This is a genomic window from Nocardia sp. NPDC051750 (assembly GCF_044453135.1).
In the GTDB taxonomy this organism is placed as follows: domain Bacteria; phylum Actinomycetota; class Actinomycetes; order Mycobacteriales; family Mycobacteriaceae; genus Nocardia.
Window position 1 is genome coordinate 63,291 of the sequence record NZ_JBITCK010000003.1, and the last position, 14,667, is coordinate 77,957.

At 69.7% G+C, this 14,667-nt stretch carries 12 protein-coding genes; 7 read left to right on the plus strand and 5 right to left on the minus strand.

The genetic code is table 11. The annotated features are described in order from the left end of the window. Both ACIA75_RS13930 and shbA read left to right on the plus strand, forming a co-directional pair. Complete coding sequence (locus ACIA75_RS13930) at positions 1 to 717, plus strand: DUF3159 domain-containing protein (RefSeq protein WP_397103649.1); 717 nt, start codon at positions 1 to 3, stop codon at positions 715 to 717. A 104-nt stretch (positions 718 to 821) separates the two neighbouring features. Next, on the plus strand, positions 822 to 1,460 hold the full coding sequence (gene shbA, locus ACIA75_RS13935) for an RNA polymerase sigma factor ShbA (protein WP_397103651.1): 639 nt from the start codon (positions 822 to 824) through the stop codon (positions 1,458 to 1,460). Between the two features lie 151 nt (positions 1,461 to 1,611). Here shbA and ACIA75_RS13940 read toward each other — a convergent pair whose 3' ends face one another. Beyond that, entirely contained in the window at positions 1,612 to 2,331 is a 720-nt protein-coding gene (locus ACIA75_RS13940) for a potassium channel family protein (protein WP_397103653.1), read from the minus strand. Between the two features lie 2 nt (positions 2,332 to 2,333). Beyond that, entirely contained in the window at positions 2,334 to 2,999 is a 666-nt protein-coding gene (locus tag ACIA75_RS13945; protein WP_397105289.1) for a potassium channel family protein, read from the minus strand. Positions 3,000 to 3,210: 211 nt separating this feature from the next. On the opposite strand from ACIA75_RS13945, the gene ACIA75_RS13950 reads away from it, so the two are divergent. Both ACIA75_RS13950 and ACIA75_RS13955 read left to right on the plus strand, forming a co-directional pair. Continuing rightward, complete coding sequence (locus tag ACIA75_RS13950; RefSeq protein WP_397103655.1) at positions 3,211 to 5,202, plus strand: APC family permease; 1,992 nt, start codon at positions 3,211 to 3,213, stop codon at positions 5,200 to 5,202. After that, positions 5,195 to 6,595: a class I SAM-dependent RNA methyltransferase gene (locus ACIA75_RS13955; RefSeq protein ID WP_397103657.1), complete on the plus strand. Its 1,401-nt coding sequence runs from the start codon at positions 5,195 to 5,197 to the stop codon at positions 6,593 to 6,595. The genes ACIA75_RS13950 and ACIA75_RS13955 overlap by 8 nt, the downstream gene beginning before the upstream one ends. A gap of 115 nt (positions 6,596 to 6,710) precedes the next feature. On the opposite strand, the gene ACIA75_RS13960 is transcribed toward ACIA75_RS13955, so the two are convergent. Beyond that, a complete protein-coding gene (locus tag ACIA75_RS13960; RefSeq protein ID WP_397103659.1) occupies positions 6,711 to 7,376 on the minus strand; it encodes an SIMPL domain-containing protein in 666 nt (221 codons plus the stop codon). Between the two features lie 249 nt (positions 7,377 to 7,625). On the opposite strand from ACIA75_RS13960, the gene dxs reads away from it, so the two are divergent. Then, the gene (gene dxs / locus ACIA75_RS13965; RefSeq protein ID WP_397103661.1) at positions 7,626 to 9,524 is read left to right on the plus strand and encodes a 1-deoxy-D-xylulose-5-phosphate synthase; all 1,899 of its coding nucleotides are present in this window, start codon (positions 7,626 to 7,628) and stop codon (positions 9,522 to 9,524) included. Positions 9,525 to 9,740: 216 nt separating this feature from the next. Here dxs and ACIA75_RS13970 read toward each other — a convergent pair whose 3' ends face one another. Both ACIA75_RS13970 and ACIA75_RS13975 read right to left on the minus strand, forming a co-directional pair. Next, the gene (locus tag ACIA75_RS13970; protein ID WP_397103663.1) at positions 9,741 to 11,111 is read right to left on the minus strand and encodes an HRDC domain-containing protein; all 1,371 of its coding nucleotides are present in this window, start codon (positions 11,109 to 11,111) and stop codon (positions 9,741 to 9,743) included. Positions 11,112 to 11,149: 38 nt separating this feature from the next. After that, a complete protein-coding gene (locus tag ACIA75_RS13975; protein ID WP_397103665.1) occupies positions 11,150 to 11,785 on the minus strand; it encodes a DUF3000 domain-containing protein in 636 nt (211 codons plus the stop codon). A 185-nt stretch (positions 11,786 to 11,970) separates the two neighbouring features. Here ACIA75_RS13975 and hemE point away from each other — a divergent pair, with 185 nt between their 5' ends. Both hemE and ACIA75_RS13985 read left to right on the plus strand, forming a co-directional pair. Beyond that, complete coding sequence (hemE, locus tag ACIA75_RS13980) at positions 11,971 to 13,026, plus strand: uroporphyrinogen decarboxylase (protein WP_397103667.1); 1,056 nt, start codon at positions 11,971 to 11,973, stop codon at positions 13,024 to 13,026. 259 nt (positions 13,027 to 13,285) lie between these two features. Beyond that, positions 13,286 to 14,653 (plus strand): protoporphyrinogen oxidase, encoded by a 1,368-nt coding sequence (locus ACIA75_RS13985; protein ID WP_397103669.1) that lies wholly within the window; start codon positions 13,286 to 13,288, stop codon positions 14,651 to 14,653. Positions 14,654 to 14,667: the final 14 nt, after the last annotated feature.

Here is a 14,667-nt window from a genome sequence, read left to right on the forward strand (position 1 = left end):
ATGCCATCGAGCGACGAGTACGCCACCACGCCGCTGCCGCGGACCGCAACCGTTCCGGAGGAGTCGTCCGCCGGCGACGGGCCGGACGAGGAGCGTGACGAGCCCGGGCAGCAGACCCTGCTGGAACAGCTGGGCGGTTTCGCCGGGCTGATCTACTCGACCCTGCCCGTGCTGATCTTCGTGCCCGCGAACGCGCTGTTCGGGCTCGGCATCGCGATCTGGGCCGCGCTCGGCGTGGCGGGCGCCGTCCTGATCTGGCGGCTGGTGCGGCGCGAACCGATCCAGCCGGCGATCTCCGGGTTCCTGGGCGTGGGCATCTGCGCGTTGATCGCCTGGCGCGTGGGGGAGGCGAAGGGCTTCTTCCTGTTCGGGATCTACACCAGCCTGATCTACGGTGCGGTGTTCCTGCTCTCGATCCTGGTGCGCCGTCCGCTCGTCGGGGTGGTGTGGGGCGTCCTCAACGGCCACGGCGGCGACTGGCGCACCGACCCCCGGGTGGTGCGGCTCTACGATGTGGCCACCGTCGCCTGGGTGCTCGTCTTCGGTGCCCGCTATCTGGTGCAGCACCACCTCTATGCGGCCGACAGCACCGGCTGGCTCGCCGCCGCCCGGATCGGGATGGGCTGGCCGCTCACCGCGCTCGCGCTGGTCGTGACCGTGTGGGCGGTACGCAGGGCCGGGCATCTGCCGGTCAAATCGGCGCGGCACGCCGCCTGATCGCGCGCACAGGGTGGCGGATGACCCACCCTTTGGTGTCTATCCCGACAGCGCCGTTCATCGGACGATCGTTACAGAACACGATCTGCCGAGAGGACTGGCGAATGCGTACCGAGCAGCACACGATCACACGCCCGGAACGGGGGCGCGACAACCCGATCTCGTCGCAGAGCCGCCGGGTCTCCGCCGAACTCGACGTCCTTGTCGCGCCCGCGGCCGCCGGCGACACCCGCGCGGTGACCGATATCCTGCGCCTTGTCCAACCTCTGGTGCAGCGGTACTGCCGGAACCGGCTCGGGAACACCGCCCACCTGCATGTCACGGCCGACGATGTGGCCCAGGAGGTGCTCATGGCCACGGTGCAGGCCATACCCCGCTACCGGGATCAAGGTAAATCCTTCCTGGCCTTCGTCTACGGGATCGCGGCCAACAAGGTGTCCGACGCGTTCCGTGGTGCGCAGGTCCACCCGGCCTATCCCGTGGCGGAGGTACCCGAGGTGGCGTCGACCGCGGCGGGGCCGGAGGAGTGGGCCCTGGCCGCCGAACGCGGGGCCGTGGCGCGCGAGCTCATGGCGCAGTTGAATCCGGTGCACCGCAAGGTTCTGGTGATGCGCATCGTGCTCGGATTGAGTGCGGCCGAGACCGCGGCGGAGCTCGGCACCAGCGCCGGTGTCGTCCGGGTCATGCAGTACCGGGCCCTGAACAAACTGCGGGCGCGGGTGGAACTGCCGCTCGCGGCCTGAGGTGGCCGGCGAACCGGAGATCGAGTGCTGTTTCTGTTGGGCATCGGCGAGGGCCGTGCGATCGGTCCACGTTCTGACGCGGAGGCCGAAGCGCAGGCGAAGGTATCGCACTACCGCCTCCGGGCCTGACTCGCCGAGTGCTGTCGGGTGGTCAGTATTCGGCATCCTGCGAGGGCGTCAGCCCCAGCGCGGGGGTGGTGGGTTCGGCGGTCCCGATCGAGGCCAGCACCGAGCGCAGCTCCTCCTCGGCCTCGGTGGAGGCCACGAACAGGAGTTCGTCGTCACCCTCCAGCGGGTCGTCGGGCTGCGGCACGATGACCCGGCCGCCGCGGAGAATGGTGACCAGGGCGGAATCGCGCGGTAGGCGCAGGCTGCGCACCGGCTTACCGGCCAGCGTCGTATCCGGCGGCAGCGTGAGTTCGACCAGGTTCGCCTGCCCCTGCCGCAAGGTCATCAACCGCACCAGATCGCCCACCGATACCGCTTCTTCGACCAGCGAAGCCAGCAGCCGGGGTGTGGAGACGGCGACATCGACACCCCAGGACTCGTCGAAGAGCCATTCGTTGCGCGGGTCGTTGACCCGGGCCACCACGCGGCGCACACCGAATTCGGTTTTTGCCAGCAGGCTGTGCACCAGGTTCGCTTTATCGTCGCCGGTGGCCGCGATGACGACCTCGTAATCCTGCAGACCCGCGTCCTCGAGCAGTTGCAGCTCGCAGGCGTCGGCGTGAACCCAGATCGCGCGGGGGACCGACTCGCGGTCGATATGGTCGAGTTGCCGTTCGAGCAGCATGACGTCGTGCCCGGAACGGAGGAGTTCGCGCGCTATGGAGCGGCCGACGGCCCCGGCTCCGGCGATGGCCACCTTCATGATCAGTCCTTGTTCACTGGGGGTTTCGCGGCCAGCGCGACCGCCTCGCCGGCCGAACCGGAGGTCGCCGCGACATACACGATGTCGTCGGCCTGGACGACGGTTCTGGCGTCCGGCAGGATGCCCTGGCCGAACCGGATGATGAACGCGACCCGTGCACCGGTGGCGCCTTCCAGATCGAGGACCGTGCGCCCGTACCAGTCCTCGTGCAGGGTCAGCTGGGCGACGGCCACGGTGCCGGTGGGATCACGCCAGGTGGTGGTCCCCGCGTCACCGAGGAGGGTGTGCAGGAAACGGTCGGTGGTCCAGGGCACGGTGGCGATGGTCGGAATCCCGAGGCGCTCGTAGACAGCGGCGCGTTTGGCATCGTAGATCCGGGCCACCACCCGCTCGATACCGAACATCTCACGCGCCACCCGGGCGGAGATGATGTTGGAATTATCGCCGGAGGATACCGCCGCGAACGCCTCCGCTCGTTCGATACCCGCTCGGCACAGCACATCGCGATCGAACCCGACCCCGACCACGCGCTCACCCGGGAAATCCTCGCCCAGCCGCCGGAATGCATCCGGGTTGCGGTCGATCACGGCGACTTCGTGACCTATCCGGACCAGAGCGCGGGCCAGCGATGCCCCCACTCGGCCGCAACCCATGATCACCACGTACACCGTGAACCTCGCTCCTGACTCCGTGTCCCTCTGCAGCATGCCGCTACAGCGTCCCTCTGCAGTGTCTCTCTGCAGTGTCCCTCGACAGCGACAATGAACCGTACTCGTCGGTACGCGCCCTCAGCCACATTCCCCCTGCCGGACCGGGCCAAACCGGTATTCCGGTAATGCCTCGCGGCACACCGCACCGCGGGGGCTTATGCTCCGTCCAGTGTCGAAGTTGACGACCGCCACCAAACGACTGGTGCTGGGGCGGCCATTCCGGAGTGACTCGCTGGGCCACACCCTGCTGCCGAAACGTATCGCGCTGCCGGTGTTCGCCTCGGATGCGATGTCCTCGGTCGCCTATGCGCCCGAGGAGATCTTTCTCGTCCTGTCGGTCTCGGGCCTCGCCGGGTACGCCTACGCCCCCTGGCTCGGGCTGGCGGTGGCTGTAGTGCTGGTCATCGTGGTCACCAGCTACCGCCAGAACGTGCACGCCTACCCGTCCGGCGGCGGCGATTTCGAGGTGGTCTCCACCAATCTCGGCCCCACCGCCGGATTGACGGTGGGCAGCGCACTACTCGTGGACTATGTGCTGACCGTCGCGGTCTCGATAGCGTCGGCCGCGTCCACGATCGGGTCGGCGATCCCGTTCGTCGCCACCCACAAGGTGCTGTTCGCGGTGGCCGCCATCGCGTTGATCACCGCGATGAACCTGCGCGGTGTCCGGGAGTCCGGGCGTCTGTTCGCCCTGCTGTCGTATGCGTTCCTGTTCGGGATGTTCGCCATGCTCGCCTGGGGGCTGATCCGGATCTTCCTGCTGGGCGACGAGGTGCGGGCCGAATCGGCGACGTTCGAACTGCGAGCCGAGGAAGAACATCTGGCGGGACTGGCGCTGGTTTTCCTGCTCGCCCGCGCTTTCTCCTCGGGGTGTGCGGCACTCACCGGTGTCGAGGCGATCAGTAACGGCGTACCGGCCTTCCGTAAACCCAAATCGCGGAATGCCGCGACCACCTTGCTGATGCTCGGCGGAATCTCCATCGTGCTGCTGCTCGGCATGATCGTGCTCGCCCGGCAGGCACATGTCGTCTTCGCCGAAGATCCGGAACACCAACTTGTCGGCGCGCCCGCGGATTACCAGCAGAAAACGCTGGTCGCTCAGATCGCGCATGCCGTGTTCAGCGGTTTCACACCGGGCTTCTACTTCGTGGCTGTGGTGACCGCGGTGATTCTGGTACTGGCCGCCAACACGGCGTTCAACGGGTTCCCGGTCCTCGGCTCGGTCCTCGCCCAGGCCCGGTTCCTGCCACGCCAGCTGCACACCCGCGGCGATCGGCTCGCTTTCAGCAACGGCATCCTGTTCCTCGCGGTGGGTGCGGTCGGGTTCGTGGTGGCTTTCGACGCGGAAGTGACGAAACTCATCCAGCTCTACATCATCGGCGTGTTCGTCTCGTTCACGCTCAGCCAGGCCGGCATGCTCCGGCACTGGACCAGGCTGCTGCGCCGGGAGACCGATCCGGCGGAGCGACGGCGGATGGTCCGATCCCGGGCCATCAACGCGATGGGCTTGGTGGCGACCGGAACCGTGCTGGTGATCGTGCTGGTCACCAAATTCTTCGCCGGGGCCTGGATCGCGATCGTGACCATGGCGGTGATCTTCGTGATCATGAAGATGATCCACCATCACTACGATTCCGTGGCCCGGGAGCTGGACGAACACGAATGGGACGGGGTGCTGCCCAGCCGGTCCCATTCGATCGTGCTGGTGTCCCGGCTGCATCTGCCGACCCGCCGCGCACTGGCCTATGCACGCGCCGGGCGCCCGGACACACTCGAGGCGATCACCGTGAACGTCGACGAGGACGACACCCGCAGACTCGTCCGCGACTGGGAGAACAGCGATATCCCGGTACCGTTGAAGGTTGTGGAATCGCCCTATCGCGAGATCACCAAACCCGTGCTCGACTACGTGAAACGGGTGCGTAAGGACGCGCCGCGCGATGTGGTGACGGTGTTCATCCCCGAATATGTCGTCGGACATTGGTGGGAACAGGTGCTGCACAACCAGAGCGCACTGCGGTTGAAGGGGCGGCTGTTGTTCGAGCCGGGGGTCATGGTGACCAGCGTGCCGTGGCAGCTGAGTTCGTCGACCCGGGCCCGGGGCGGCGGCGAGCATACGGCGCCGGGCGCGGTCCGGCGCGGCTACGGCGACAATGGGTGAGTCGTCCGCCCCGTGGCTCGGCCGGCTGCTCGAGGTACGGCTGGGACCGCCGGGCCACGGGGGTTTCTGCGTTGCCCGGTACGAGGGGCGGGTGGTTTTCGTGCGGCACGGTCTGCCGGGCGAACTGGTTCTCGCCCGAGTCACCGAGGACCGTGGCGGGTCCTTCTGCCGGGCCGACGCGGTGGAGATTCTGGAGTCCTCACCCGCTCGAGTGTCGCCGACCTGCCCGGTCTCCGGCCCCGGCGGTGCCGGCTGCTGCGATTTTGCCCATGCCGTGCCGTCGGCTCAGCGCGCGCTGAAAGCCGCGGTGGTTGCGGAACAGTTGCGCCGGATCACGGCGATCGAATCGGAGTTCGAGGTGGAGCCGATCCCTGGGACGGCCGATCGTTCCGAGGGTTGGCGTACCCGTATCCGGCTGGTGGTGGATGCCGCGGGGCGGGCCGGTGTGCACCGGTACCGGAGTACCGAGGTGCTGACGGACCTCCGCTGCCCGCAACCGGTGGCCGGCGCGCTCGACGGTATCGCCGACCGCAGCTGGACGCCCGGCGCCGATCTGGTGATCGCGATGGACGACGAAGGGGAGAGACATATCGTCGAACTCGCACCGGCGCCGGACCCCCGGCAGCGGCCGTCCTCGGGTGGACGGGATCGGCGTCACGGGCCGGGGGACAGGCCACGCCGCGCCCGTCCGACCGCGGACCGTGCCGGGAATGCCCCGGCCGAGCGCGACCGGGAGACCCCCGATACAGCGAACGGGCAGCGCCGGCGTGCCGCGGCGCGGCGTGCTGCCACCCATACCGCCCGCGACGAATGGGTGATCGAGGGGAGCGGGCGCGCCGTCCAGCATGTCGCCGGTCGCCGCTGGGAAGTATCGGCGGCCGGGTTCTGGCAGGCCCACCGAGGCGCCGCCCAACGCTATTCCGACGTCGTGGCCGAATGGGCCGGCCTGACACACGGCTCTACCGCCTGGGATCTCTACAGTGGTGCCGGCGTTTTCGCGGCCCGGCTCGCCGTCCAGACCGGGCCGTCCGGTTCGGTGCAGGCTGTCGAGTCCGCGCGGGGTGCCGTCGCCGACGGCAACGCCGTACTCGGCGATCTGCCCTGGCTGACGCTGCGCGGCGGCCGGGTCGAACAGTGGGTGGCGGGCAATCACGGACCCCGGCCGCAGGTCGTGGTACTCGACCCGCCGCGGGCCGGTGCCGGTAAACCCGTCGTCGCGGCGGTCACCGCGGCCGCACCGGACCGGATCGTGCACATCGGCTGTGACCCGGCCTCCTTCGCCCGCGATCTGCGGCTGTACCTGGACGCCGGCTACCGGCTCGGTGCCCTCCGCGCCTTCGACGCGTTCCCGGCCACCCATCACGTGGAATGTATTGCGCTGCTGGAGCGCTGAGGTCCGGCGCCAGGCGATAGCGGTGGTGAACGAAATCTCGGAGGAGTGGTCGTGATCCATCATGTGCAGGTGTGTTGCCCGGCCGGCGCCGAGGATCGACAGCGCGAGTTCTACGTCAACGCAATTGCCAGGTTGCCCGTAGGGCGGCGGTGATCTCCTGTTCGCCGGCTTCGACCGGTATTCGGTCCTGGCTCGTTGCCGCGACCATGCGTACCCCGCCGGGCGCTGCGGGCTGGACGGGTGCCGCCGAGCTGCTGTCCTCGGTGATCTCGAGCACGGGGCCCAGTTCTCGGGCGGCTCGGCGGGCGTACTGGCGTGCTTTGTCGAGGGCGTCGTCCCAGGCTGCGTCGCGGGCGCGGCTCAGTAGGCGGACGCGGTCGGCGAAGGTGTGCTGCAGACCTCCCAGCCGGGCGTCGTCGCCGCCGGCGGCCACCGCGTGCGCGATGACCTCGGCGGGGTCGGGTGCCGAACCGGCGTTTCGGTGGGTGAGGGTGACGCGCAACGCGCTGGTGGCCACGTAGCCGGTGATCCGGGAGATGCCGTCCTGCCAGGCGATATCGGAACGGACCGAGAGCATGCCGGTGGTGATATCGGTCTCGGGAACGCCGTCCGCCCGCAGTGCCGCGGTGATCGCGGCGGTCCGCTGTCCCGCCTGTTCATAGGCGAGGCCGACGGTGCTCGCCCGGCATTCCACCCCGATACCGAGGATCACCAGATCCGGGATCGCACGTACCGTGCCCTGCCCGAATACCGTCACCGTCCCGGTCTGCGGATGGTTCATCCGGCCCTGCCCTTCCGATTCCTCCGGCCCCGAAGCCGCGTTCGCGGTGATCGTTCGTGTGCCGTGTGTCCAGGGATTGCGCGGCGCACGGTTCGCGCGGCACACCCCACTCACCTTAGGCTGGACCGATACGCCGGACCGCGGATCCGGCCCGGTACGGCGGTGGGCAGCCCTCGCCGTCGGGTGCGCACTCGGCCGCGGCTCTTAGACTGGTCGGATCAACAGCGCTATCCGGAGGGAGCGAATCAGGTGGGAGTGCTTTCCCGGGTCGATACGCCCGAAGACGTGCGTCGGCTGTCGGTACCGCAAGTGCGGGAGCTGGCGGCGGAGATCCGCGAGTTCCTGGTGCACAAGGTCGCCGTCACCGGCGGGCATCTGGGACCCAACCTCGGGGTGGTCGAACTCACCCTGGCGCTGCATCGGGTATTCGATTCGCCCGCCGACCCGTTGATCTTCGACACGGGCCACCAGGCCTACGTCCACAAGATCGTCACCGGCCGCAAGGACCGGTTCGACACCCTGCGCCGCAAAGACGGCCTGTCGGGGTATCCGAGCCGGTCGGAGAGCGAGCACGACTGGGTCGAATCCTCGCACGCCTCGGCGTCGCTGTCCTATGCCGACGGGCTGGCCAAAGCCTTCGCGCTCACCGGGCAGGAGCGCCATGTCGTGGCGGTGGTCGGGGACGGGGCGCTCACCGGCGGTATGTGCTGGGAGGCGTTGAACAATATCGCCGCCGCGCCGGATCGTTCCGTCGTCATCGTGGTGAACGACAACGGCCGCTCGTATGCGCCGACCATCGGCGGTCTCGCGCAACGGCTGACGGCACTGCGCACCCAGCCGGCGTACGAGCATATGCTCGACACCGGTCGCCGGATACTGAAAAGTATTCCGCACGTAGGCGATTCCGCCTACTCGATGGTGCACGCGGTGAAGGCCGGGATCAAGGACGCGGTGAGCCCGCAGGAGTTGTTCGGCGACCTCGGCCTCAAGTACGTGGGCCCGGTGGACGGGCACGATATCGTCGCGCTGGAATCGGCCCTGCACCACGCCAAGGAGTTCGGCGGGCCGGTGGTGGTACACGCGGTCACGCAGAAAGGGCACGGGTACGAACCGGCCGAGAACCATGTGGCCGATCAGATGCACTCCTGCGGGCCCATCGACCCGTACACCGGCGAAGCCGTGAGCAAGGGCGGCGCGGCCAGCTGGACCTCGGTGTTCTCCGCGGAACTCATCGCCCACGCCGAGGAGCGTGACGATATCGTCGCGATCACCGCGGCCATGCCCGGTCCCACCGGCCTGGCCGCGTTCGGGGAACGGTTCCCGGACCGGCTCTTCGATGTGGGGATCGCCGAACAACATGCCCTGGCCTCGGCATCGGGGCTGGCCCTGGGCGGCCTGCATCCGGTGGTGGCGATCTATTCGACCTTCCTGAACCGGGCGTTCGATCAGCTGCTGATGGATGTGGCGCTGCTGAAACAGCCCGTCACCCTGGTGCTCGACCGGGCCGGGATCACCGGCGCGGACGGGGCCAGTCACAACGGGATGTGGGATCTGTCGCTGCTGGGGATCGTGCCCGGGATGCGGGTGGCCGCGCCGCGGGATGCCGCCACCCTGGCCGAAGAACTCACCGAGGCCCTGGCGGTGAGCGACGGCCCGACGGCGCTGCGGTTCCCGAAGGACAGCGTGGGCGCCGATATCCGGGCGCTGGAACGGCTCGACGGCGTCGATGTGCTGTGGCTCCCGGACCGCGAGGGTCCCTCGGCGCAGGCCCAGCACGGGGACGTGCTGTTCGTGGCGGTGGGCTCGCTGGTACCCGCCGCCCTGCAGGCCGCGGAACTGCTGGAGGCGGAACAGATCACCACCACCGTGATCGATCCACGCTGGGTGCTGCCGGTATCGGACACCATCGTCAAACTCGCCGAGAACTACCGGCTGGTCGTGACCCTGGAGGACAGTGGTCTGCACGGCGGTATCGGATCGACCGTATCGGCCCGGTTGCGGGCGGCCGGTCTGGACGTGCCGGCCCGTGATATCGGTATCCCGCAGGAATTCCTGGAGCACGGCAGTACCCCCGCGGTCCGCCAGGAACTGGGGTTGACCGCCCCGGATATCGCTCGCCGGGTCACCGGCTGGCTGGGCGCCCGCTGAGCGTCACCCGTCGCGCCACGGCGGATATCTCGGCCGGACTCCGAACCGGGTGTCCAGGGCCGCTGCCGCGGTCCTTCCGCGTGATGTCCGGATCCGCCGGCACGGTGTCCGGCGCCGGCTGCGCGGCAGGGCGGCCCTGTCCTGTCGAGCGGCTTCGCGACGACGAGCGAGCGCCGGGCGTCCGCGGGCTACGGCTTTCCGTCGGCGATCAGCGGATCAGTCCGTCGCGGCCTCGGTGAGGGCCCCGGCGAGGGCTTCCACCGTGAGTTCGCGCTGCCACGGACGGGCGCCGTGCGATTTCAGGAAGCCCTCGATCGTCACGGCGACCTCGCCTGCCGATTCCGGCCCGAGCCGGTAGTCGGGTAATCCGTCCCAGCACAGGCGGCGTACGAGATCGGGAGCGAGCAAGTTTTCGACCGGCACCGTGACCCGTTCGGAAATCTGTGTCATCGCGGCGCGGGCCCGGGTCAGCCGGGCCGCCGCGGCGGGGTCGCGGCGTTCCCAGCGGTTCACCGGCGGCGGGCCGTCGTAGGGCTGACTCATCCGGGGCAGTTCCTCGTCCGGTAGCGCACGGGCGCGTTCGACCGCACCCAGCCATTCCCGGGAGTAACGGCGTTGCCGCGGGCCCCCGAAGACCGGTAGCTCGCGCAGCTGCCCGATGCTCTTGGGGTCGGCGACCGCGGCGGCGATGATCGCGGAATCCGGCAGGATCCGCGACGGCGCGATATCGCGGCTCCGGGCCAGAGTGTCGCGGGTGGTCCAGAGTTCCCGCACGGTGGCCAGCTGGCGGGCCCGGCGCAGAGTGTGGATCCCGGACGTCCGGCGCCAGCGATCCGGTTTCGGCGGCGCCGGCTCACTGAGCCGGATATGTTCGAATTCCTGCGCGGCCCACTCTGTTTTGCCCTGATCGGCCAGGGCGGCGGCCACCGCCTCGCGGAGTTCGGGGAGTAGTTCCACATCGAGAGCGGCGTAGTTCAGCCACGCCTCCGGCAGCGGCCGGGTGGACCAGTCCGCGGCGCCGTGACCTTTACGCAAGGCCCGGCCGAGCAGTTGCTCGACCATGGCGGCCAGCCCCACCCGGGGAAAGCCGGCGAGCCGGCCACCGAGTTCGGTATCGAACAAGGTCGCCGGGCGCAGCCCGAGTTCGGCCAGTCCGGGGAGGTCCTGGTCGGCGGAATGCAGGATCCATTCCAGGCCGTTGATCACGTCGGCCAGCGGTTCCAGGGCGTCGGTGACCGGAATCGGATCGATGAGTACGGTGCCGGCCCCGGCGCGGCGCAATTGGATCAGATACGCCCGCGGCGAGTAGCGGAAACCCGAGGCACGTTCGGCGTCCACGGCGAGTGGGCCGGTGCCGGTGGCGAGGCGGCCGGCGGCGGCGGCCACGTCCTCGGCGGTCGCGCAGACCGGCGGAATACCCTCGGCCGGAGCCAGCAGCGGTGTCGCGTCCGGAGGCTCCCCGGCTCCGGGATCCGGCGCCGAGCCGCCGCGCGCACCCTGTACACCCGGCTCGGACGCCGGGGATGGTGCGGCGCCACCGTCCGGGTGGTCACCGGACAGGTGTTCGGGCTCCTCTACTACCGGCATAAAGGGCCACTCTACGTGGCCGAGGCTACGGCCGAGATTCAACCACGGTCGGTGCGGGTGGTCGACGACGGCCGCAAATCGGTGATCCCCGCAGGTGGCAGGCCTGCCGCATAGGCGAGTACTTCACCGAAAGCCTCTACGTGCGGAGCCATCTCGGTGGTCCGGGCCGTCCAGGACGCGCGTAGTTCCAGTTGGTGCGCGCGCGGCGGACCGGCGATATCGCCGTACCGCACCGAACTCGTCGAGGTCACCGTGCCGCCGAGCGCGGTGAACGGCACGTCACGCGACTCCAGCGAGTCCACCAGCCAGCTCCAGGCGACCTCCGGTAGCAGAGGGTCGGCGGCGAGCGCACCGTCGATATCGGCCTGGATATAGGCGACCAGCCGGAACACCCCGTGCCAGGCCTGGTCGCCGTTCGGGTCGTGCAGCAGGATCAGCCGGCCGAACGCGTCCCCGTCGGAGTCGATGGGGACCACCGGTGCGTCGTCGTGGATCACCTCGGCGCCGAGTGCATAGGAGTATGGGGCGAGCCGCTGCGGCGGCCGGATCGGGGACAATTCGATCCGCGGGTGTACGGAGGCTGCGCCCATCGCCGAAACGGCAGCGCGAAACGATGCGGGTTCGTCGCCGGGCCCATCGTTCGGTGCGCCGTCGCGGATATCGAGCGGTGTCACGGGAGATGACGGTAGACCCGTCGCACCCGGGGTGTGCGGAGGCGCGCCGGGCGACCGTTGTTGCTGGGTGCGCGCGCCTGCTCGTGGTAAATACCGCGCAACCGCCCGGGGAGCGCTCGCCGCCGGCCGGAAAGTCGTCCGGGCTTTCACTGCGCGCCGGACGGGTCCGCATACGATGACCGGTGATGAGCACTTACATGCGCCGCCAGTTGTCCGATGCCCCGTTCCTGGCCGCCGCGTCCGGGGCGACCCCGGCCCGGCGGCCGGTGTGGTTCATGCGGCAGGCCGGGCGTTCGCTGCCGGAATACCGGGAACTGCGGGCGGGAATCGGAATGCTGCAGTCGTGTTTCGATCCGGAACTGGTCTGTGAGATCACCATGCAGCCGGTCCGCCGCCACGGTGTGGACGCGGCGATCTTGTTCTCCGATATCGTCGTCCCGCTCAAGGCGGCCGGGATCGACCTCGATATCGCGCCCGGGGTGGGCCCGGTGGTCACCGCACCCGTCCGCAACGCCGCCGATATCGCGGCCCTGCCCCGGTTGCGTGACGAGGAGGTCGGCGCCGTGACCGACGGGGTACGGCTGCTGGTCGGCGAGCTCGGGCAGACCCCACTGATCGGTTTCGCCGGCGCGCCGTTCACCCTGGCCTCCTACCTGGTCGAGGGCGGGCCCAGTAAGCACCACGAGCGCACCAAGGCGATGATGCACGGTGATCCTGCCGCCTGGCATGCCCTGCTGGGGGTGCTCACCGATATCACCATCGTGTTCCTGCGGGCGCAGCTGGAGGCGGGCGTGGATGCGGTGCAGCTGTTCGATTCGTGGGCCGGGGCATTGTCGCAGGCCGACTACCGCCGCTATGTGCTGCCGCATTCGGAGCGGGTATTCGCCGAGATCGCCGACGCCGGGGTCCCCCGGATCCATTTCGGTGTCGGTACCGCCGAGTTGCTCGGCGCGATGGGTGAGGCGGGCGCCGATGTGGTCGGGGTCGACTGGCGGTTGCCGCTCACCGAAGCGGTGCGCCGGGTCGGCCCCGGAAAGGGGCTCCAGGGCAATCTCGATCCCGCCGTTCTGTTCGCGGGCTGGCCGGTCGTGGAAGCCGAGGCGCGCCGGATCGCCGACGAGGCGGATTCGGCCGTTGCCATGGGGGCCGCCGGCCATATCTTCAATCTCGGGCACGGCGTACTGCCGGAGACCGATCCCGGTGTACTGACGGCGCTGGTGGAGCTGGTACACGAACTCTGACGATCACCCGCCGCATTCCGTCGGACACCCGGTCGGAAGCGTGGCGGATGGTCGTGCTGCGGCGGGCGGCTCCGTGGCCACCCGGCGCATTGCGGGGCCACTCGGGCTGTTGCGCGGCGCAGGCCCCGGGGCGACGATGACCGAGGTGTGCCGGCAACGCGGTCCTCGTGACTTCGCTTGCCCGGCAGGTAATCCGCGCGCACGCCGATGCGTGGAGGGTGGACGCCGTTCGTGGCTGGGCACAGGCTACGGTCGGAGTATGCGAGTCGCGGTGGTCGGTGGGGGGATCAGCGGACTGGTCGCGGCCTACCGGCTGCGGCAGTCGCTCGGTGAATCGGCCGATCTCACCGTGATCGAGAGCCGCGTCCGGCTCGGCGGCGTACTACGTACCGGCGAGGTCGGGGGTGAACCGGTCGACCTGGGCGCGGAGGCGTTCGTGGGACGGCGGCCGGAGGTCCCGGCGCTGTTGCGGGAACTCGGTATCGCTGATCAGCTGGTCCATCCTGCCGGTCTGCGACCGCTCGTGTGGGCCGGTGGGCGGGCACATCCGCTGCCCGAGCGGACGCTGATGGGTATACCGTCCGGCCCCGAGACCGTCACGGGCCTGCTCGACGCGGAAACGGTGGCGCGGATAGCGGACGAACCCACCCGGCCCTTCATGTGGCGCCCGGGCACCGATATCGACGTGTACTCGCTGGTCGCGGACCGGTTCGGCGCGCAGACCGTGGCACGCAGCGTCGACCCCCTGCTCGGCGGCGTCTACGCGGGTACGGCCCGGTCGATCGGGCTGCGCGCGGCACTGCCCACCCTGGCCGCCGCCCTCGACCGGGGTGCCGGCAGTCTCACCGCCGCGGTCGCGGCCGCGCTGCCGCCACCGTCGGACGCCCCCGTGTTCGGCGCTCTCCGCGACGGCTACGCCGTCCTGCTGCGGGCCCTGACCGAGCGGTCGGCGCCGGTGACAGTCCGCGAGACGGCGGTGACTGCCTTACGTCGGGTACCCGGAGGCTGGCAGGTGGACCCGGTCGGCGAGTTCGACGCGGTCGTGCTGGCGACCCCCGCACCGGTGACAGCCCGGTTACTGGCCGAGGTCGCACCGGCCGCGGCGCACGCGGCGGCCGGTATCCAACTGTCCTCGTCCGCCCTGGTCGTGCTGGAATTGCCGAAGGACACCAGGTTGCCGCCGAACTCGGGGGTCCTGGTGGCCACCGGGGAACCGTTGCGTGCCAAGGCGTTCACCCTGTCCAGCCGGAAATGGCCGCATCTGGCGGCGCGGGACACTGCTGTGGTCCGCGTATCGTTCGGCCGGTTCGGCGACGATAGCGCCGCGACGCTGCCGGATGCCGATCTCGTGGTCGCCGCGACGGCCGATCTGGCCACGGTGACCGGAGTGCCGATCGACCCCCGTTCGGCGGTCGTGCAGCGCTGGCCGGGTGGCCTCGCCCAGTACGCGCCCGGCCATCTCGAGCGGGTCACCGAAATAGAATCCGAGCTGGCGCGCTTCGACGATCTCGCGGTAACCGGCGCCTACCTGCACGGAGTGGGTGTGCCGGCCTGCGTTGCCTCGGCGTCCGCCGCCGCCCGGAGTATCGCCACCGCACGCACCGGCAGCCGGTCTCCCGGACGGTAGAGGCCGCACCACGC